The sequence below is a fragment of the Streptomyces sp. NPDC047117 genome, assembly GCF_040643545.1.
Lineage (GTDB): Bacteria > Actinomycetota > Actinomycetes > Streptomycetales > Streptomycetaceae > Streptomyces.
In genome coordinates, this window is record NZ_JBEYUN010000013.1 from 23,936 (window position 1) to 43,418 (window position 19,483).

General features: G+C 72.7%; 18 protein-coding genes. 16 read left to right on the forward strand and 2 right to left on the reverse strand.

Features of this window, described 5'->3' with window-relative positions:
* Window positions 1-59 precede the first annotated feature (59 nt).
* The gene (locus tag ABZ840_RS24215) at window positions 60-2,282 is read right to left on the reverse strand and encodes an AAA family ATPase (RefSeq protein WP_361562209.1); all 2,223 of its coding nucleotides are present in this window, start codon (window positions 2,280-2,282) and stop codon (window positions 60-62) included.
* A gap of 211 nt (window positions 2,283-2,493) precedes the next feature.
* Between ABZ840_RS24215 and ABZ840_RS24220 the strand changes: the two genes are divergently transcribed.
* The 14 genes from ABZ840_RS24220 (at window position 2,494) to ABZ840_RS24285 (ending at window position 17,018) form a co-directional block, all read left to right on the forward strand.
* Entirely contained in the window at window positions 2,494-2,928 is a 435-nt protein-coding gene (locus tag ABZ840_RS24220; protein ID WP_361562210.1) for a DUF948 domain-containing protein, read from the forward strand.
* An 8-nt stretch (window positions 2,929-2,936) separates the two neighbouring features.
* Window positions 2,937-3,275: a DUF6167 family protein gene (locus ABZ840_RS24225; protein WP_361562211.1), complete on the forward strand. Its 339-nt coding sequence runs from the start codon at window positions 2,937-2,939 to the stop codon at window positions 3,273-3,275.
* Window positions 3,275-5,944: an alanine--tRNA ligase gene (alaS, locus tag ABZ840_RS24230; protein WP_361562212.1), complete on the forward strand. Its 2,670-nt coding sequence runs from the start codon at window positions 3,275-3,277 to the stop codon at window positions 5,942-5,944. The genes ABZ840_RS24225 and alaS overlap by 1 nt, the downstream gene beginning before the upstream one ends.
* A gap of 14 nt (window positions 5,945-5,958) precedes the next feature.
* Window positions 5,959-6,423, forward strand: a complete 465-nt coding sequence (gene ruvX / locus ABZ840_RS24235; RefSeq protein WP_361562515.1) for a Holliday junction resolvase RuvX — start codon at window positions 5,959-5,961, stop codon at window positions 6,421-6,423.
* A gap of 125 nt (window positions 6,424-6,548) precedes the next feature.
* Window positions 6,549-8,264: an endolytic transglycosylase MltG gene (gene mltG, locus ABZ840_RS24240; RefSeq protein WP_361562213.1), complete on the forward strand. Its 1,716-nt coding sequence runs from the start codon at window positions 6,549-6,551 to the stop codon at window positions 8,262-8,264.
* Between the two features lie 57 nt (window positions 8,265-8,321).
* Window positions 8,322-9,155, forward strand: coding sequence for a shikimate dehydrogenase (locus tag ABZ840_RS24245; protein WP_361562214.1), 834 nt, complete (start codon window positions 8,322-8,324; stop codon window positions 9,153-9,155).
* A 145-nt stretch (window positions 9,156-9,300) separates the two neighbouring features.
* The gene (aroC, locus tag ABZ840_RS24250; protein WP_361562215.1) at window positions 9,301-10,485 is read left to right on the forward strand and encodes a chorismate synthase; all 1,185 of its coding nucleotides are present in this window, start codon (window positions 9,301-9,303) and stop codon (window positions 10,483-10,485) included.
* An 8-nt stretch (window positions 10,486-10,493) separates the two neighbouring features.
* Window positions 10,494-11,009: a shikimate kinase gene (locus ABZ840_RS24255; RefSeq protein ID WP_361562517.1), complete on the forward strand. Its 516-nt coding sequence runs from the start codon at window positions 10,494-10,496 to the stop codon at window positions 11,007-11,009.
* Window positions 11,006-12,097 (forward strand): 3-dehydroquinate synthase, encoded by a 1,092-nt coding sequence (gene aroB / locus ABZ840_RS24260; protein WP_361562216.1) that lies wholly within the window; start codon window positions 11,006-11,008, stop codon window positions 12,095-12,097. Before ABZ840_RS24255 ends, aroB begins: the two co-directional genes overlap by 4 nt.
* Window positions 12,098-12,220: 123 nt before the next feature.
* Window positions 12,221-13,150, forward strand: coding sequence for an AAA family ATPase (locus tag ABZ840_RS24265; protein ID WP_361562217.1), 930 nt, complete (start codon window positions 12,221-12,223; stop codon window positions 13,148-13,150).
* Between the two features lie 87 nt (window positions 13,151-13,237).
* Window positions 13,238-14,365: an aminopeptidase P family protein gene (locus ABZ840_RS24270; RefSeq protein WP_361562218.1), complete on the forward strand. Its 1,128-nt coding sequence runs from the start codon at window positions 13,238-13,240 to the stop codon at window positions 14,363-14,365.
* 73 nt (window positions 14,366-14,438) lie between these two features.
* Window positions 14,439-15,005 carry an elongation factor P gene (efp, locus tag ABZ840_RS24275; RefSeq protein ID WP_361562219.1) on the forward strand — a complete coding sequence of 189 codons (567 nt, stop codon included), beginning with the start codon at window positions 14,439-14,441 and terminating at the stop codon, window positions 15,003-15,005.
* 2 nt (window positions 15,006-15,007) lie between these two features.
* Window positions 15,008-15,436 carry a transcription antitermination factor NusB gene (gene nusB, locus ABZ840_RS24280; protein WP_361562220.1) on the forward strand — a complete coding sequence of 143 codons (429 nt, stop codon included), beginning with the start codon at window positions 15,008-15,010 and terminating at the stop codon, window positions 15,434-15,436.
* Window positions 15,437-15,542: 106 nt separating this feature from the next.
* Window positions 15,543-17,018 carry an aminotransferase class V-fold PLP-dependent enzyme gene (locus ABZ840_RS24285; protein ID WP_361562221.1) on the forward strand — a complete coding sequence of 492 codons (1,476 nt, stop codon included), beginning with the start codon at window positions 15,543-15,545 and terminating at the stop codon, window positions 17,016-17,018.
* Window positions 17,019-17,103: 85 nt separating this feature from the next.
* Here the strand turns inward: ABZ840_RS24285 and bldD are convergent, their stop codons facing one another.
* Window positions 17,104-17,604 (reverse strand): transcriptional regulator BldD, encoded by a 501-nt coding sequence (gene bldD / locus ABZ840_RS24290; protein WP_030610427.1) that lies wholly within the window; start codon window positions 17,602-17,604, stop codon window positions 17,104-17,106.
* A gap of 222 nt (window positions 17,605-17,826) precedes the next feature.
* On the opposite strand from bldD, the gene pyrR reads away from it, so the two are divergent.
* Complete coding sequence (gene pyrR, locus ABZ840_RS24295) at window positions 17,827-18,417, forward strand: bifunctional pyr operon transcriptional regulator/uracil phosphoribosyltransferase PyrR (RefSeq protein ID WP_361562222.1); 591 nt, start codon at window positions 17,827-17,829, stop codon at window positions 18,415-18,417.
* A gap of 93 nt (window positions 18,418-18,510) precedes the next feature.
* Complete coding sequence (locus ABZ840_RS24300; RefSeq protein WP_361562223.1) at window positions 18,511-19,482, forward strand: aspartate carbamoyltransferase catalytic subunit; 972 nt, start codon at window positions 18,511-18,513, stop codon at window positions 19,480-19,482.
* The last annotated feature ends 1 nt before the right edge of the window (window position 19,483 follow it).

Genomic DNA, 19,483 nt, shown 5'->3' on the forward strand with positions numbered 1-19,483 from the left:
CCGGGCGGATCCCGCCCGGCAGTGCACGGGCAGCGCGCCGCACCGCGGCGCGCCGCCCCTCAGCCCGTCGTCTCCCCGCCGTTCGCGGCCGGTGAGACGGCGGGCTCGCCCGTTCCCGGGGCCGTGCCGCCGCCGGCGGACCCGCGCGGCCGCGGCAGGCCGCCCAGCACCCGCGTGACGGCCGCGTCCAGGTCCAGCGCCCCGCCCCGCCGCACGGCCGCCTCGTACCCCGCGTCGCCCAGCTGCTCGCGGGCCAGCCCCGCGCACAGCTCGTGCGGCCGGTTGAAGCTCCGGGAACCGAACAGCTGCGGCCCGACCGCGGGCCAGATCCGCGCCGCGACGCCCTGCAGCACCGCCGCCTCCGTCGCGTCCCCCTCGTCCACCGTGACCAGCGCCAGCAGCTCCACCGCCAGCACCGCGCCCAGCAGGTCGTGGAAGGCGTGGTCGATCACCAGGCACTCGGTGAGCAGCTGCCGGGCACCCGCCAGGTCCCGCCGCGTCCAGGCCGCGTAGGCCAGCACGTACAGCGCGTACGCCCGGGCCCAGCGCTCGCCGTGGTCGGCGCACACCTCACGCACCTCGACGCACAGCTCCTCCGCCGCCGCCAGGTCGCCGCCGAACGCCACCGCCATCGCCAGCTCGACCTGCGCCATCAGCACGTTGCTGTTCAGCTCGCCGACCTCCCGGTAGGCGGTCAGCGCCGCTCGCAGCAGCGTCTCGGCGCGCGGCACGTCGTCCCCGGTCAGCGCCAGGCAGCCCAGCCGGTGCTGTGCGTACGCTGCGGCCCGCGCGTTGCCCGCGTACCGCGCCTCCGCCCGGCACTGCTCCAGCGCGCGCCGGGCGCCGGCCGGATCGCCCTGGAGGACCGCGACGTAACCGGTCACCCACAGCGCCTTCAGCCGCGCGTCGTGATGGTCGGCGGGCATGGCCAGGGACCGCTCCAGCCAGTGCCGGCCCTCCGAGAGCCGGCCGCAGCCGACCCAGAAGAACCACAGCGTCCCGGCCAGGAACTGCCCCAGGTACGCCTCCTCCGGCACCTCCAGGCTGTGCTCCAGCGCCAGCCGCACGTTGGGCAGCTCCACGTCGATCCGCGCCGCCACCTCGTCCTGGCGCGGCCCGAACCAGTCCAGCTCGCACCAGGTGGCCAGGCCCACGTACCAGTCGCGGTGCCGGCGCCGCAGCCGCTCGGTGTCGCCCAGCGCCGCCAGCCAGTCCGCGCCGTAGGCCCGTACGGTGTCCAGCATCCGGTACCGCACCCCGGCCCGGGTCTCCTCGCGGACCACCACCGACTGCGCGACCAGCTCGGACAGCACGTCCATCAGGTCCTCGGCGGGCAGGTCGCGCCCCGAGCACACGTACTCGGCCGCCTCCAGGTCGAACTGGCCGCCGAACACCGACAGCCGCGCCCACAGCAGCCGCTCCGCCGGCGTGCACAGCTCGTGGCTCCAGCCGATGGCCGTGCGCAGCGTCTGGTGGCGGGGGAGGGGGGCACCTCCCTGCTCGAGCGGAGTCGAGAGCTTGGGGGAGAGCCGGTAGCTGTCGACCAGCAGCCGGAAACGGTCGTCCAGACGGTGCACCACCTGCTGGACGGAGAGCACCCGCAGCCGGCCGGCGGCCAGCTCCAGGGCCAGCGGGATGCCGTCGAGCCGGTGGCACAGCTCGGCCACCGCGGCACTGTTCGACCCGTCGACGGCGAACCCGGCGACGACGCAGCCCGCCCGGTCGGCGAACAGCTCCCCGGCGTCCGCGTCGGGCAGCGGCAGCAGCGGCAGGTTCCGTTCCCCGGGCAGGCCCAGCGGGCGCCGCCCCGCGGCCAGCACCCGGAGGCCGGGGGCCCGGCGCAGCAGCCGCGCCACCAGCGGCGCGCACGCGTCCACCAGGTGCTCGTAGCCGTCCAGGATCAGCAGCAGCTCGCGGCCTGCGAGGTCGTCGCAGAGCGCGTCCCGGGTCGGGCGGCCGCTGTGGTCGGCCAGCTCCAGCGCCTCGGCGACGGCGTGGTCCAGCAGGTGCGGCTCCCGCACGTCGGACAGCTCGACCAGCCACACCCCGTCGCGGAAGCGGTCCCGGAGCGCCCGGCCGACCTGCACGGCGAGCCGCGTCTTGCCGACCCCGCCCATCCCCGTGAGCGCCACCAGCCGCGCGTCGGCCACGCTTCCGGTCAGCGCGGCCAGTTCGTCCACACGTCCGATGAACCGGTTCAGTTCCGCGGGCAGATTGCCCGGGCCCGGCAGACGGACGCGGTGGTCTCGGAAGGCGGGATCCGGTCCCCGGGAGCGTCGCATGGCACACGGAGCGTACTCGGACCTGTGCGGACCGTACAATCACGCCGCGTGGACGGGGGTACACCGCCGCAGGTGGTGCCGCGGCCCCCGGAATACCGGCCGTGGCACGGGGGAACGCGGTGCGGACGGGGAGCCCCGGCGCGATAGGGTCGACACCTGCCGACCGAGCAGGACGAGACAAGCAGAGAACCAGTCGGAAAGTGGTGTGAGCGTGTCCGGTGGAGAGGTGGCCGGGATCCTCGTGGCCGTCTTCTGGGCGATCCTCGTGTCGTTCCTCGCCCTCGTGCTGGTGAGGCTCGCGCAGACGCTGAAGGCGACGACGAAGATGGTCGACGAGGTGTCCGAGAAGGCCGTGCCGCTGCTCGCCGACGCGTCCGAGACCGTCCGCTCCGCGCACACCCAGCTCGCCCGCGTCGACGCGATCACCTCCGACGTGCAAGAGGTCACGGCCAACGCCTCCGCGCTCTCCTCGACCGTCTCCTCCGCCTTCGGCGGGCCGCTGGTCAAGGTCGCGGCGTTCGGCTACGGCGTCCGCCGTGCGATCGGCCGGAAGGGCGCGCCCGCGCCCGAGTCCCCCGTCGTCGTCGGCCGCACCCTGCCAGCCGCCCGCCGCAGCGGGCGCCGCACCCGCCGTTCCAAGGACTGATCACCGCGATGTTCCGCCGCGCATTCTGGTTCACCACCGGCGCAGCCGCCGGGGTGTGGGCCACCAACAAGGTCCACCGCAAGCTGCGCAAGCTCCAGCCCGACAGCCTCGCGGCGCAGGCAGCGGACAAGGCGGTGGAGACCGGACACCGGCTGCGCCGATTTGCATTGGACGTACGCGACGGAATGGCGGACCGTGAAGAGCAGTTGCACGAAGCGCTCGGTCTGACGGAGACCGCAGCGGCGCGCGAACTGCCGCCCGCCCGCCGGACCGACGCCCTCGCACCGCACCACCCCCCGACACGTATCACCCGGACAACCGGACCGAACCGAAACGAGGACCACTGATGGAGTCGGCTGAAATCCGCCGCCGCTGGCTGAGCTTCTTCGAGGAGCGCGGGCACACCGTCGTGCCCTCGGCGTCGCTCATCGCGGACGACCCGACGCTGCTGCTGGTCCCCGCGGGCATGGTCCCCTTCAAGCCGTACTTCCTCGGCGAGGTCAAGCCGCCGGCGCCGCGCGCCACCAGCGTCCAGAAGTGCGTGCGCACGCCGGACATCGAAGAGGTCGGCAAGACCACCCGGCACGGCACGTTCTTCCAGATGTGCGGCAACTTCTCCTTCGGCGACTACTTCAAGGAAGGCGCCATCAAGTACGCCTGGGAGCTGCTGACGACTCCCGTGGCGGAGGGCGGCTACGGCCTGGAGCCCGAGAAGCTCTGGGTCACCGTGTACCTGGACGACGACGAGGCCGAGCGCATCTGGCACGAGGTCGTCGGCGTGCCCAAGGAGCGCATCCAGCGCCTGGGCAAGTCGGAGAACTACTGGTCCATGGGCGTCCCCGGCCCCTGCGGCCCGTGCTCCGAGATCAACTACGACCGCGGCCCGGAGTTCGGGATCGAGGGCGGCCCGGCCGTCAACGACGAGCGGTACGTGGAGATCTGGAACCTGGTCTTCATGCAGTACGAGCGCGGCGAGGGCACCGGCAAGGAGGACTTCGAGATCCTCGGCGAGCTGCCCAGCAAGAACATCGACACCGGTCTCGGCCTCGAACGCCTCGCGATGATCCTGCAGGGCGTGCAGAACATGTACGAGACCGACACCCTGCGCGTCGTCATCGACAAGGCCACGGACCTCACCGGCGTCGCCTACGGTGCCGGCCAGGACACCGACGTCTCGCTGCGCGTCGTCGCCGACCACATGCGCACCTCCGTCATGCTCATCGGCGACGGCGTCACGCCCGGCAACGAGGGCCGCGGCTACGTGCTGCGCCGCATCATGCGCCGCGCCATCCGCAACATGCGCATCCTCGGCGCCACCGACCCGGTCGTCGCCGACCTCGTCGACGTGGTCATCAAGACGATGGGCCAGCAGTACCCGGAGCTCCTCCAGGACCGCAAGCGCATCGAGACCGTGGCCCTCGCCGAGGAGGCCGCCTTCCTCAAGACGCTGAAGGCCGGCACCAACATCCTCGACACCGCCGTGACCGAGACCAAGGCCGCCGGCGGCAAGGTCCTCGCCGGCGACAAGGCGTTCCTGCTCCACGACACCTGGGGCTTCCCGATCGACCTCACCCTCGAAATGGCCGCCGAGCAGGGCCTGTCGGTGGACGAGGACGGGTTCCGCCGCCTGATGAAGGAGCAGCGGGAGCGCGCCAAGGCCGACGCCCAGGCCAAGAAGCACGGCCACGCCGACATGTCCGCCTACCGCGAGGTCGCCGACAAGTCCGGCTCCACCGTCTTCACCGGCTACACCGACACCGACGGTGAGTCCACGGTCGTGGGCCTGGTCGTCAACGGCGCCTCGGCCCCCGCGGCCCACGAGGGCGACGAGGTCGAGGTCGTCCTGGACCGCACCCCGTTCTACGCCGAGGGCGGCGGCCAGCTCGCCGACACCGGCCGCATCAAGACGGACACCGGCGCCGTGATCGAGGTTCGCGACGTCCAGCAGCCGGTCCCGGGCGTCACCGTCCACAAGGGCTCGGTGCAGGTCGGCGAGATCACCGTGGGCTCGCCCGCGTACGCCACCATCGACATCAAGCGCCGCCGGGCCATCGCCCGCGCCCACAGCGCCACGCACCTCACGCACCAGGCGCTGCGGGACGCTCTCGGCCCCACGGCCGCCCAGGCCGGTTCGGAGAACTCCCCGGGCCGCTTCCGGTTCGACTTCGGCTCGCCGACCGCCGTGCCCGGCACGGTCCTCACGGACGTCGAGCAGAAGATCAACGAGGTGCTCTCGCGCGAACTGGACGTCACCGCCGAGGTGATGAGCATGGACGACGCGAAGAAGCAGGGCGCCATCGCCGAGTTCGGCGAGAAGTACGGCGACCGGGTCCGCGTGGTCACCATCGGCGACTTCTCCAAGGAGCTGTGCGGCGGCACGCACGTCCACAACACCGCCCAGCTGGGCCTGGTGAAGCTGCTCGGCGAGTCCTCCATCGGCTCCGGCGTGCGCCGCGTGGAGGCCCTGGTGGGCGTGGACGCGTACAACTTCCTCGCCCGTGAGCACACGGTCGTCTCGCAGCTCACCGAGCTGGTCAAGGGCCGGCCCGAGGAGCTGCCGGAGAAGGTCTCCGGCGTGCTCGCCAAGCTCAAGGAGGCCGAGAAGCAGATCGAGCAGTTCCGCGCGGAGAAGGTCCTCCAGGCCGCCGCCGGGCTCGCCGAGGGCGCCAAGAACGTGGGCGGCGTCGCGCTGGCCTCCGGCCAGGTGCCCGACGGCACCTCCGCCGACGACCTGCGCAAGCTCGTCCTGGACGTACGCGGCCGCATCCCGTCCGACCGTCCGGCCGTCGTGGCGCTGTTCTCGGTGGCCAACGGCCGCCCGGTGACCGTGATCGCCACCAACGAGGCGGCCCGCGAGCGCGGCATCAAGGCCGGCGAGCTGGTCCGTACGGCCGCCAAGACGCTCGGCGGCGGTGGCGGCGGCAAGCCGGACGTCGCCCAGGGCGGTGGCCAGAACGCCGCCGCCGTGCCCGAGGCCATCGAGGCCGTCGAGCGGCTCGTCGCCCAGGCCGGCTGAGGCACGTGAGCGGTATGCGACGCGGCAGGCGGATCGCCGTCGACGTCGGGGACGCCCGCATCGGGGTCGCCTCGTGCGACCCCGACGGGGTCCTCGCGACCCCGGTGGAGACCGTGCCGGGACGTGACGTCCCGGCCGCCCACCGGCGGCTGAAGGCGATCATCGAGGAGTACGAACCGCTGGAGGTCGTCGTCGGCCTGCCCCGCTCCCTGAACGGGGGAGAGGGGCCGGCCGCGGCCAAGGTGCGGGCGTTCGCCAAGGAGATGGCGAAGAACATCGCGCCGGTGCCGGTGCGGCTGGTGGACGAGCGGATGTCAACGGTCACCGCGGCCCAGGGGATGCGCGCCTCCGGTGTGAAGGCCAAGAAGGGACGTTCCGCCATCGATCAGGCGGCGGCCGTGGTCATCCTGCAGAGCGCCCTGGAAACCGAACGCACGTCCGGTCGGGTCCCTGGTGAGAGCGTCGAGGCGGACGTCTGATCGCAGTACGGTAACGTTCCGCGCGACCGGCCGCGTTCGAACAGTGGCGGGCGCAAGAAGAGGCGGTCAGTACACAAGCCGCGCTGCGACCACGGAGCGCACCGCCTCGCGGCTCTAGGGGATCGATGACTGAGTACGGCCGGGGCTACGGCTCCGAACCCTGGCATCCCGAGGACCCTCTGTACGGAGAGTCCTACGGTGACCAGGGCGCCTACGGCGGCCAGGCTTCCTACGGGAGCCAGGACCCCTACGCGGGTCAGGACGCCTACGCGGGACAGGGGCAGCAGGACTGGGACGGCGTTCCCGGCCACCAGCAGCACCAGTACGGCCAGCAGCAGTACGACCCGTACGGCCAGGCCGGGCAGACCGGGGGCGCGCCGTACGACCCGTACGGCCACCAGTCCGACCCCTACGGTCAGTCCGGCAGCTACGGGCAGCAGCCCGATCCGTACGGCCAGGGCGATCCCTACGGTCAGCAGCCCGACCCGTACGGCGGCGCGGCGCCGGACCACTACGGCACGCCCGGCGGCTACCCGGCACCGCATCAGGCGCAGCCGGCGGGGCACGACCGGACGGCGGCCATGCCTGTCATCCCCGGCGGTCCGCCGGGCGACGACGACTGGCAGCCGGCGGGGCAGGACGCGCCCTGGCAGGACGAGCCGGCCCGGCCCGAACCGGAGCCGGACCACGCCTTCTTCTCCGGCGGCGACGCGGACGGCGACCCCGAGGAGGACGCGGCCCCGCGCGAGAAGCGCCGGTCGGCACGGGACCGCCGCGACCGGGACCAGCGCCCGAAGCGCCGCGGCCGCGCGGTCGCCGCGGTCGTCGCCCTCGCGGTGATCGGCGGTGGCGGTTACCTGGCGTACGACCGCTTCGCCCCGCCGCCGGACTTCGACGGCGAGGGCAGCGGCAGCGTCCAGGTGGAGATCCCGGACGGCTCGCCCGTGCTCCAGATGGGGCTGCTCCTCAAGAAGGAGGGCGTGGTCAAGAGCGCCGACGCGTTCACCGCAGCGGTCACCGAGAACCCCAAGGCCGAGAGCGGCCTCCAGCCCGGCGCTTACACGCTGCGCAAGGGCATGTCGGCGGCGTCGGCCGTGGAGCTGATGCTCAGCCCGCAGAGCCGCAACGGCATGACGATCCCGGAGGGCATGCGGGCGGTCTCGGTCTACGAGCGGATCGACAAGAAGCTCGACCTGAAGGCCGGCACGACCAAGGGCGTCGCCGCGAGCGAGGCGAAGAACCTCGGCCTGCCGTCCTGGGCGGACGACGACCCCGACATCAAGGACCCGCTGGAGGGCTTCCTCTACCCCTCGACATACGCGGTGAGCCCCAAGGCGAAACCGGCGGACGTCCTCAAGCAGATGGTCGCGCGGGCGAAACAGAATTACGCCCGCTACGACCTGGTGGCGAACGCGAAGAAATACGGGCTGAAATCGCCGCTGCAGCTCGTCACGGTGGCCAGCCTCACCCAGGCCGAGGGCACCAGCCACAACGACTTCCGCAAGATGGCCGAGGTCGTCTACAACCGCCTGGACCGGAGCAATCCCGAGACCTGGGGCCGGCTCGAATTCGACTCGACGTACAACTACATCAAGAACCAGAGCGAACTCGACATTCCGATCAGTGCCATCAAGAACTACGACAACCCCTACAACACGTATTACTACAAGGGGCTGCCGCCGGGGCCGATCGGCAATCCGGGCGATGACGCGCTGAAGGCGGCGGTCAACCCGACCGACGACGGCTGGTACTACTTCGTCGCCATCAACGGGAAGTCGAAGTTCGCCAAGACCTACGCCGAGCACGAGAAGCTCGTCGCGGAATTCAACAAGACCCGTTAGGCCCCCGGCGACCCGCCAGGATCAGGGCCCGTGAGAGAACGGCTGAGGGCAGTACCCGTGTCAGGAACCCACCACAAGGCGGCGGTCCTCGGATCGCCCATCGCCCATTCGCTGTCCCCGGTGCTGCACCGCGCCGCGTACGACGAACTGGGGCTGACCGGCCGGGAGTACGGCCGCTTCGAGATCGACGAGGCGGCCCTGCCCGGCTTCCTGGCGGGGCTGGACGACGCCGAGTGGGCGGGCCTGTCGCTGACCATGCCGCTGAAGCGCGCGGTCATCCCGCTGCTCGACGGGATCAGCGAGACCGCCGCCTCCGTCGAGGCCGTCAACACCGTGATCTTCACCGAGGACGGCCGCCGCACCGGCGACAACACCGACATCCCCGGCATCCAGGAGGCGCTGCGCGAGCGCGGCGTGACGAGCGTCGCCGGCGCCGCGATCCTCGGCGCCGGCGCCACCGCCTCCTCCGCGCTCGCCGCGCTCGCCCGCATCTGTACCGGCGAGGTGACCGTGTACGTCCGCAGTCGGGCGCGCGCCGACGAGATGCGCGGCTGGGGCGAGCGGCTCGGTGTCGCCGTCCGCACCGCCCCCTGGGACGACGCCGCGGCCGCCTTCGAGGCGCCCCTGGTGATCGCCACGACCCCGGCCGGGACCACGGACGCGCTGGCCGCCGCCGTGCCCGCGCGGCCCGGCACCCTCTTCGACGTGCTGTACGAGCCGTGGCCCACCGCGCTGGCCGCCGCCTGGTCCGAGCGCGGCGGCGCGGTCGTCGGCGGCCTGGACCTCCTGGTCCACCAGGCCGTCCTCCAGGTCGAGCAGATGACCGGCTGCGAGCGGGCCCCGCTGGCCGCGATGCGCAAGGCCGGCGAGGCGGCGCTGGCCTCTCGCTGACCCGACTCCGGCCGGGGCCGGATCCGGCCGGAGGCCCGGCCGGACCGCGGACGCGGCGGTCCGCTCCCTGGACTGGGCGCCGGCCGCCGGGCCGGTCGTGGGAGGATCGGGGGAACAACGTACGCGCAGTACACAAGGAGCACCGTTGAGCAGGTTGCGCTGGCTGACGGCGGGGGAGTCGCACGGCCCCGCACTGGTGGCGACGCTGGAGGGCCTTCCGGCCGGCGTCCCCGTTACCACGGAGATGGTGGCGGACGCCCTGGCCCGTCGCCGGCTCGGCTATGGCCGCGGTGCCCGGATGAAATTCGAGCGTGACGAGGTCACCTTCCTCGGTGGCGTGCGGCACGGCCTCTCCCTGGGCTCGCCGGTCGCGGTCATGGTGGGCAACACCGAGTGGCCCAAGTGGGAGCAGGTCATGGCGGCCGACCCGGTCGACGAGGCGGAGCTGGCCGAGCTGGCCCGCAACGCCCCGCTGACCCGGCCCCGCCCCGGCCACGCCGACCTGGCCGGCATGCAGAAGTACGGCTTCGACGAGGCCCGCCCGATCCTGGAGCGCGCCTCGGCGCGCGAGACCGCGGCCCGCGTCGCGCTGGGGGCGGTGGCCCGCTCCTACCTCAAGGAGACGGCCGGCATCGAGATCGTCAGCCATGTCGTGGAGCTGGCCGCCGCCAAGGCCCCGTACGGCGTGTACCCCAAGCCCTCCGACGTGGAGAAGCTGGACGCCGACCCGGTGCGCTGCCTGGACCAGGACGCGTCGAAGGCGATGGTCGCGGAGATCGACCAGGCCCACAAGGACGGCGACACCCTCGGCGGCGTGGTCGAGGTCCTGGCGTACGGCGTGCCGGTCGGCCTCGGCAGCCACGTGCACTGGGACCGGCGCCTGGACGCCCGCCTGGCGGGTGCCCTGATGGGCATCCAGGCGATCAAGGGCGTCGAGGTCGGCGACGGCTTCGACCTGGCGCGTGTGCCGGGGTCGAAGGCGCACGACGAGATCCTGGCCACCGACGACGGGATCAAGCGCGCGTCGGGCCGCTCCGGCGGCACCGAGGGCGGCCTGACCACCGGCGAGCTGCTGCGCGTCCGCGCCGCGATGAAGCCGATCGCGACCGTGCCGCGCGCCCTGGCCACCGTCGACGTGACCACCGGCGAGGCGGCGCAGGCCCACCACCAGCGCTCCGACGTGTGCGCCGTGCCGGCCGCCGGCATCGTCGCCGAGGCCATGGTGGCGCTGGTCCTCGCGGACGCCGTGGCGGAGAAGTTCGGCGGCGACAGCGTCGCCGAGACCCGCCGCAACGTTCAGTCGTTCCTCGACAACCTGGCCATCCGGTGAGCGAGCCGGTGACCGGCCCGGCCGTCGTGCTCGTCGGCCCCATGGGGGTGGGCAAGACCACCACCGGGCTGGCGCTCGCCGAGCGGCTGGGCACCACCTTCCGGGACACCGACGCGGACATCGTCGCCGGGGCCGGCAAGGAGATCTCGGAGATCTTCATCGACGAGGGCGAGCCGCACTTCCGGGAGCTGGAGCGGCAGGCCGTGAGCGCCGCGGTGCGCGACCACGCCGGGGTACTGGCGCTCGGCGGCGGCGCGATCCTGGACGCGTCCACCCGCGAGCTGCTCTCGGGACTGCCCGTCGTCTTCCTGGAGATGGGCGTCGCCGAGGCCGTGAAGCGGGTGGGCCTGGACGCGCCGCGCCCGCTGCTGGCGGTCAACCCCCGGCAGCGCTGGCGCGAGCTGATGGCCGAGCGCCGCCCGCTGTACATGGAGGTGTCCCGCGCGGTGGTGTCCACGGAGGGGCGCACCCCCGAGGACGTCGCCGAGGCCGTCCTTGACGCATTGGAGCTGAGGAAAGCATGACCGACGCACCCACTCGTATCCACGTCGGCGGCTCCGCCGGTTCGGACCCCTACGACGTGCTCGTCGGCCGGCAGCTGCTGGGCGAGCTGCCCTCGCTGATCGGCAATCAGGCCAAGCGGGTCGCGGTCCTGCACCCCGAGGCGCTGGCCGCCACCGGTGAAGCGCTGCGCGAGGACCTCGCGGGCCAGGGCTACGAGGCCATCGCGATCCAGCTGCCGAACGCCGAGGAGGCCAAGACCGCCGAGGTCGCGGCGTACTGCTGGAAGGCGCTCGGGCAGACCGGCTTCACCCGCACCGACGTCGTGGTGGGCGTCGGCGGCGGCGCCACCACCGATGTCGCGGGCTTCGTCGCGGCCACCTGGCTGCGCGGGGTGCGCTGGATCGCCGTGCCGACCACCGTGCTGGGCATGGTGGACGCGGCCGTGGGCGGCAAGACGGGCATCAACACCGCCGAGGGCAAGAACCTCGTCGGCGCCTTCCACCCGCCGGCCGGCGTGCTGTGCGATCTCGCGGCGCTGGACTCGCTGCCGGTGCACGACTACGTCTCGGGCCTGGCCGAGGTCATCAAGGCGGGCTTCATCTCCGACCCGGCCATCCTGGACCTGATCGAGAGCGACCCGGAGGCCGCGAAGCGCCCCGACGGGCCGCACACCGCCGAGCTGCTCGAACGTGCCATCCGCGTCAAGGCCGAGGTGGTCTCCTCCGACCTCAAGGAGTCGGGCCTGCGGGAGATCCTCAACTACGGCCACACGCTCGCGCACGCCATCGAGAAGAACGAGCGGTACAACTGGCGGCACGGCGCGGCCGTTTCGGTGGGCATGGTCTTCGCCGCCGAGCTGGGCCGGATCGCCGGGCGCCTGGACGACGCGACCGCCGACCGGCACCGCACCGTCCTCGGCGCCGTCGGCCTGCCGCTGACCTACCGCGGTGACCAGTGGCCCAAGCTGCTGGAGACGATGAAGGTCGACAAGAAGTCCCGGGGCGACCTGCTGCGCTTCATCGTCCTGGACGGGCTGGCGAAGCCGACCGTGCTGGAGGGCCCGGACCCGGCGATGCTCCTCGCGGCGCACGCCGAGATCGCCGCCTGAGACCCGCCGGGCACTTCCCACCGCCCCCGGCCGTTGCCACAACTACGGCCGGGGGCAGTACCGTTCCGTAGAACCCGGGCCTGACGACCCACCACCTCACCCCACGAGACGGAGAGCCACCGGATGCAGCACCCAGGGGGGGCTCCGCTGCCACCGCCGCATCTGCCGGGCAGTGCCGGCGCCTGGGCCGAGCACCAGGCCCGTTCCATACCCTCCGGGCCGCACCGGCCCCCGGCACCGGCCGCGCCGCCCCCGCCGCAGGGCGCCCCCACGGGCCCGCCCCCGCCGCCGCAGGGCGCGCCGGCCGGTCCGCCCCCGCCGCCGCAGGGTGCTCCCACGGGTCCGCCGCCCCCGCAGCAGGGGGCGCCGGCCGGCTGGGGCGGCAACCGGCAGGCGGCGCGGCCCGAGACCGCCACGGGCCACATCCAGCTGCCCACCGGCAATCCCGTCGCGCTGCCCACGCCGCCGCCCGGCACGGCCGCGCCCGACGTCGCGCACACCGCCGTCGCGGTGCTGCTCATCGGTCCCGCGGGCGCCGGCAAGACCAGCGTCGCCCGGCACTGGGCCGACATCCGCCGCGTCCCCACCGCGCACATCAGCCTGGACGACGTACGCGAATGGGTCCGCGCGGGGTTCGCCGACCCGCAGCAGGGCTGGAACGACCACTCCGAGGCGCAGTACCGTCTCGCCCGCCGGACCTGCGGCTTCGCCGCGCGCAACTTCCTCGCCAACGGCATCTCCTGCATCCTCGACGACGCCGTCTTCCCCGACCGCCCGGTGGTCGGACTGGGCGGCTGGAAGCGCCATGTGGGCCCGGGGCTGCTGCCCGTGGTCCTCCTGCCGGGCCTGGAGATCGTGCTCGAACGCAACGCCCAGCGCAGCGGCAACCGCCGGCTGACCGACGAAGAGGTCGCCCGTATCCACGGCCGGATGGCCGGCTGGTACGGCTCCGGCCTGCCGATCATCGACAACTCGCAGCACGACGTCGCCACCACCGCCCGGATGCTCGACGAGGTCGTGGCCCGCAGCCTGGCCAGCCCGCCGGCCTGGTGAAGGGGCCGGCCCGGTTCCCACCGGGCCGGAAACCCCCACAGACGCGCTCAAAGCGCGCGACTCGTGGCGTACTCGTACGCTCGGTACATGCCAGACATGTACGCAACCCGACGCGCCCGGTTGCGTGACCGCTATGCCGCGGCCGGCACCGGCGCGGGCGCGACCGACACCGCTGCGGCGCTCGTTTCGAGCCCCGCCAACATCCGCTACCTCACCGGCTGCGCGCCCCGCGGAGCCGCGCTGCTGCTGCACGAGGGCGACGACACGCTGCTCTGCCCCACCGCACCCACCGGCGAGCCGTCGGAGGGGCGGCCGGCCGAGAACCTCCGGGTCAGCCTGCTGCCCGCGCACACCGGCGACCCGACCGTCGCCGCCGCCGACCTCGCCGCGAAGGCCGGGGCGGAGACGCTCGCCGTGGAGGAGCACCACCTCACCGTGGCCCGGCATCGCGCACTGCGCTCCGTGGCGCCCGGCCTGCGCCTGGCGGACCTGGGCTGTGCCGTGGAGGCGCAGCGGCTGGTGAAGGACCAGGACGAGATCGCCTGCCTGCGCATCGCCGCCGAGATCACCGACCAGGCGCTCGGCGAGCTGCTGGAGTCGATCCTCGTGGGCCGCACCGAACGCCATCTCGCGCTGGAGCTGGAGCGCCGGCTCGTCGATCACGGGGCGGACGGCCCGGCCTTCGCCACCTCCGTGGCCACCGGGCCGAACTCCGGCCGCCCGGGTCATCTGCCCACCGACCGACGGGTCGAGGAAGGTGACTTTCTCACGGTGAGTCTGGGCGCCGACTACCGCGGCTACCGCTGCGAGATCGGCCGTACGTTCGTCATCGGCACCACGCCGGCGGACTGGCAGATCGAGCTGTACGACCTCGTCTTCGCAGCCCAGAGGGCAGGCAGGGAGGCGCTCGCGCCCGGTGTGGAGTGCCGCGAAGTGGACCGCGCGGCGCGGCAGGTGCTGGCCTCAGGGGGGCACGAAGAGGGGCTCGGACCATGGACCGGACACGGCGTGGGGCTCGAAATCGCCGAGGACCCTCAGCTGTCACCTGCGGCCATGGGTAAACTGGACGCTTGCGTGCCGGTCACTGTCGATCCCGGGGTTCACCTCCCGGGCCGCGGCGGTGTCCGGATCGACGACACACTCGTCGTCCGCCCCGAGGCGGACGGCGGGCCAGAGCTACTCACGATCACGACCAAGGAGCTGCTCGCCCTCTGAGCCTTGACGGGCCCGGAGCGTGCGTTGCGTCTTCCGGGTCCCCACCACCTGCAGTCCAGGAGATACCGCAACCGTGGCATCCACGAACGACCTCAAGAACGGCATGGTGCTCAAGCTCGAAGGGGGCCAGCTGTGGTCCGTTGTCGAGTTCCAGCACGTCAAGCCCGGCAAGGGCCCGGCCTTCGTCCGTACCAAGCTGAAGAACGTGCTCTCCGGCAAGGTGGTGGACAAGACCTTCAACGCCGGCGTGAAGGTCGAGACGGCCAACGTCGACAAGCGCGGGATGCAGTTCTCGTACATGGACGGCGAGTACTTCGTCTTCATGGACATGGACACCTACGACCAGCTGATGGTCGACCGCAAGGCTGTCGGTGACGCCGCGAACTACCTCATCGAGGGCTTCGAGGCCGTCGTCGCGCAGCACGACGGCGAGGTGCTCTACGTCGAGCTGCCCGCCGCGGTCGAGCTGTCCATCAAGGAGACCGAGCCGGGCGTCCAGGGCGACCGCTCCACCGGCGGCACCAAGCCCGCCACGCTGGAGACCGACCACGTCATCCAGGTCCCGCTCTTCATCACCACCGGTGAGAAGATCAAGGTCGACACCCGCTCCGGCGAGTACCTCGGTCGGGTGAACAGCTAACCGTGGCTGCCCGTAACAAGGCCCGCAAGCGCGCCTTCCAGATCCTCTTCGAGGCCGACCAGCGCGGCGCCGACGTGCAGACCGTGCTCGCGGACTGGATGCGGCACGCCCGGACCGACCCCCGGCAGCCCCCGGTCAACGAGTACACCCTTGAGCTTGTCGAGGGGTACGCGGACCACGTCGAGCGGATCGACGAGCTGATCGCGCAGTACGCGGTCGGCTGGACGCTCGACCGGATGCCGGTCGTCGACCGCAACATCCTGCGGCTCGGCGCCTACGAGCTGATCTGGGTGGACGAGACTCCGGACGCGGTCGTGATCGACGAGGCCGTGCAGCTGGCCAAGGAGTTCTCCACCGACGACTCGCCGTCCTTCGTGAACGGCATGCTCGGCCGTCTGAAGGACATGAAGCCGAGCCTGCGCCGGGGCTGACGCCCGGCACCCCAGGCTCCGCACACGTCCACCGGGCCCGGCGACGGAAGAGGTTTCTTCCGCCCGGGCCTGGTGCCGTTGCGGGGCCTGCTCTACGTTCGGCCGGATGTCCGAATCCCTCGCACACCGCGCCGCCGGGGACGCCCCCGCCACCCTCCTCGCCCGCCTGGACGCGCTGCGCGCCGCCGACCTGCCGGTGCACGGCGGCCGGACCATGGCGTACGTCTACGACTCCGGGCTGCCCGGCACCGAGGAGCTGGCGGCCGCCGCGTACGCCCGTTTCGCCGGGGTCAACGGCCTGGACATGACGGCCTTCCCGAGCGTCGTGGCGCTGGAGAACGACCTCGTGGGCGCCGCCTCCCGGCTGCTGGGCGGGACCGCCGCCACCGTCGGCACCTTCACCAGCGGCGGTACGGAGAGCTGCCTCCTGGCCGTGCTCACGGCGCGTGAGCACGCGCGCCGGACGCGCGGGGTCCACGCGCCCGAAGTGCTCCTCCCCGAGACGGCGCACGCCGCCTTCCACAAGGCGGCGGCCCTCTTCGGACTGCGCGCAGTAACCGTCCCCGTCGACCCCGCCACCCACCGGGTGCGCGCCGCGGACGTCGCCGCGGCCCTCACCGACCGCACGGCGCTGGTGGTGGTCTCCGCGCCCTCGTACGCACACGGGGTGATCGACCCGGTGGCCGAGGTCGCGGCCGTCGCCGCCGCACGCGGCGTCCTCTGCCACGTCGACGCCTGCATCGGCGGCTGGTACCTGAGCCACCTGCGGCGGGCCGGCGACGCGCCGGAGCTGCCGTCCTTCGACCTGTCCGTACCGGGCGTCAGCTCGCTCTCGGTGGACCTGCACAAGTACGCCTACACGCCCAAGGGCGCGTCGGTCCTGCTGCTGCGCGACGCCGAGCTGCGCCGGCACGGCTGGTTCGCGCACGCCTCCTGGCCGGGCTATCCCGTCGTCAACGCCACGCTCCAGGGCACCAAGTCCGCGGGGCTGCTGGCCGCCGCCTGGGCCGTGGTGCGGCACATCGGCACCGACGGCTACACGGAGCTGTCGCGGCGGGTGCACCGGGCGACCGGCGACCTGGTGCGCGGCATCGGCGCCCTGGACGGCCTGCGGGTGCTCGGGCCGCCGGACGCCTCGCTGGTCGCGGTGGCGGCGGACGAGCCCGCTCTGGACGTCTTCGTGGTGGCCGACGAGATCCGGGAGGCGGGCTGGTACCTGCAGCCGCAGCCGGCGTACGGGTCCTCGCCCGCGACCCTCCATCTGACGGTCACGGCGGCGGTGGCGGGGGAGGAGAGCGTCGCGGAGCTGCTGGACGCGCTCGCGGCGGCGGTGGCGCGGGCGCGGCAGCGCGGCCCGGCGGTGGTGAGCCCGGAGCTGCGGGCCGCCGCGGCCGCGCTCGACCCGGAGGCGCTGACCCCCGAGGAGGTCGACGTGGCCCTGGAATTGGCCGGAATCGGCAGGTCAGGGGCGTTGCCCGAGAGGATGGCGCCGGTGCTCGCGGTGCTGCAGGCGATGCCGCCCCGGCTCACCGAGCGGCTGCTGCCCGAGGTCATCGGGCGGCTGTACCGGACGGCGGGGTGAGCGGCGGCCGCGCACGAAGACGCCTCGGGGCGGGAGCATGCGGCTCCCGCCCCGAGGCGTGTCGTTTCTGCTCAGTGGCCGAGGCTCAGATGTCCTCGTGCTGGACCGCGCGGCGCGCGTCGGCGTCCAGGACGCCCCAGCTGATCAGCTGCTCGGTGAGGACCGAGGGGGACTGGTCGTAGATGACCGCCAGCGTGCGCAGGTCGTCCTGGCGGATCGAGAGCACCTTGCCGTTGTAGTCGCCGCGCTGGCTCTGGATCGTCGCGGCGTAGCGCTGCAGCGGTCCGGCCTTCTCCTGCGGGACGTGGGCGAGGCGCTCCAGGTCCAGCACCAGCTTCGGCGGCGGCTCGGCGGCACCGCCCGGGGTCGTGCCCGGAAGCAGCTCCTGGACCGGCACGCCGTAGAAGTCCGCCAGCTCGGCCAGGCGCTGCACGGTCACGGCACGGTCGCCGCGCTCGTACGAACCCACCACCACGGCCTTCCAGCGGCCCTGGGACTTCTCCTCGACACCGTGAAGGGAGAGGCCCTGCTGGGTGCGGATGGCGCGGAGCTTGGCCCCGAGCTGTTTAGCGTATTCGCTGGACATAAAGCTCCCCAGACAGCTGTCTCGATATGCGGCTCGGCCGCGCGGCTGGTAACTCACTGTGAGGTTACGCAGCGTAATTTGGCTTCGTCAAGCCGAATGAGGCATACCGCTGACCGTCGGGGGTGCTTACGGCCGATGTTCGGGTCCCTGGTACCGTGAATGCGGTAAATCCGACGTCCTTTAAGGTCCGTCCCGTGAGGCGGAGAAGGAGGTCCGTTTCGTATGGACGCAACACCTGCGACTCCGGCGCGCCCCGTTCTGGAAGGCCCGGACATCGCGCGCATGCTGACCCGCATCGCCCACGAGATCGTGGAGCGCGCCAAGGGCGCCGAGGATGTGGTCCTGCTCGGCATTCCCACCCGCGGCGTCTTCCTCGCCCGCCGGCTCGCCGCCAAGCTCGAAGAGATCACCGGCCGCGCGGTCCCCGTCGGCTCGCTCGACATCACGATGTACCGCGACGACCTGCGCCTGGGCCCTGCCCGCACGCTCGCGCGCACCGACATCCCCGGTGACGGCATCGAGGGCCGGGTGGTCCTCCTCGTCGACGACGTGCTCTTCTCGGGCCGCACGATCCGCGCGGCCCTGGACGCCCTGAACGACATCGGGCGGCCGCGCGCCGTGCAGCTCGCCGTCCTGGTCGACCGCGGCCACCGCGAGCTGCCGATCCGCGCCGACTACGTCGGCAAGAACCTCCCCACGTCGCTGCGCGAGACGGTCAAGGTCCAGCTCGCCGAGGAGGACGGCCGGGACGCCGTACTGCTCGGCGTCAAGCAGGACAAGCAGGCTCCGACCGCACAGGCCGCCGAGCGCTAGGCCTCCCGTACGCCCCGGGTGCGCCCGGGCGCGCACAGCCATGCCCGCTCGACGGACATTTCCGCTTACCTGCCTCACTCACGGAGAAACCGGATGAAGCGTCACCTCATCTCGGCCGCCGACCTCTCGCGCGACGACGCCGTCCTGATCCTCGACACCGCCGAGGAGATGGCCCGGGTCGCCGACCGGCCGATCAAAAAGCTGCCCACCCTGCGCGGGCGCACCGTCGTCAACCTCTTCTTCGAGGACTCCACCCGTACCCGGATCTCCTTCGAGGCCGCCGCCAAGCGCCTCTCCGCGGACGTCATCAACTTCTCCGCCAAGGGCTCGTCCGTCTCCAAGGGCGAGTCGCTGAAGGACACCGCGCTGACCCTGGAGGCGATGGGCGCCGACGCCGTCGTCATACGGCACCACGACTCCGGCGCGCCGCACCGCCTGGCCACCTCCGGCTGGATCGGCGGCTCGGTGATCAACGCCGGCGACGGCACCCACGAGCACCCCACGCAGGCCCTCCTGGACGCCTTCACCATGCGCCGCCGGCTGGCGGGCGGCGAGGGCGACCTGGCCGGCCGCCGCATCACGATCGTCGGCGACATCCTGCACAGCCGCGTCGCCCGCTCCAACGTCCACCTGCTGACGACGCTGGGCGCCGAGGTCACGCTCGTCGCGCCGCCCACCCTCGTCCCGGTGGGCGTGGAGACCTGGCCCTGCGAGGTCTCGTACGACCTGGACGCGGTGGTCGCCAAGTCCGACGCGGTCATGATGCTGCGCGTCCAGCGCGAGCGGATGAACGCCGCGTTCTTCCCGACCGAGCGGGAGTACGCCCGTCGGTACGGCCTGGACGGCGACCGGATGGCCCGGATGCCCGAGCACGCCGTCGTGATGCACCCCGGCCCGATGAACCGCGGCATGGAGATCACCGCCGAGGTCGCCGACTCGCCGCGCTGCACCGCCGTGGAGCAGGTCACCAACGGCGTCAGCATCCGGATGGCGGTCATGTACCTCCTGCTGGGCGGCAACGAGCCGGCCCTCACCACCAGCACTCGCACCGAGGAGAGCAAGTAAC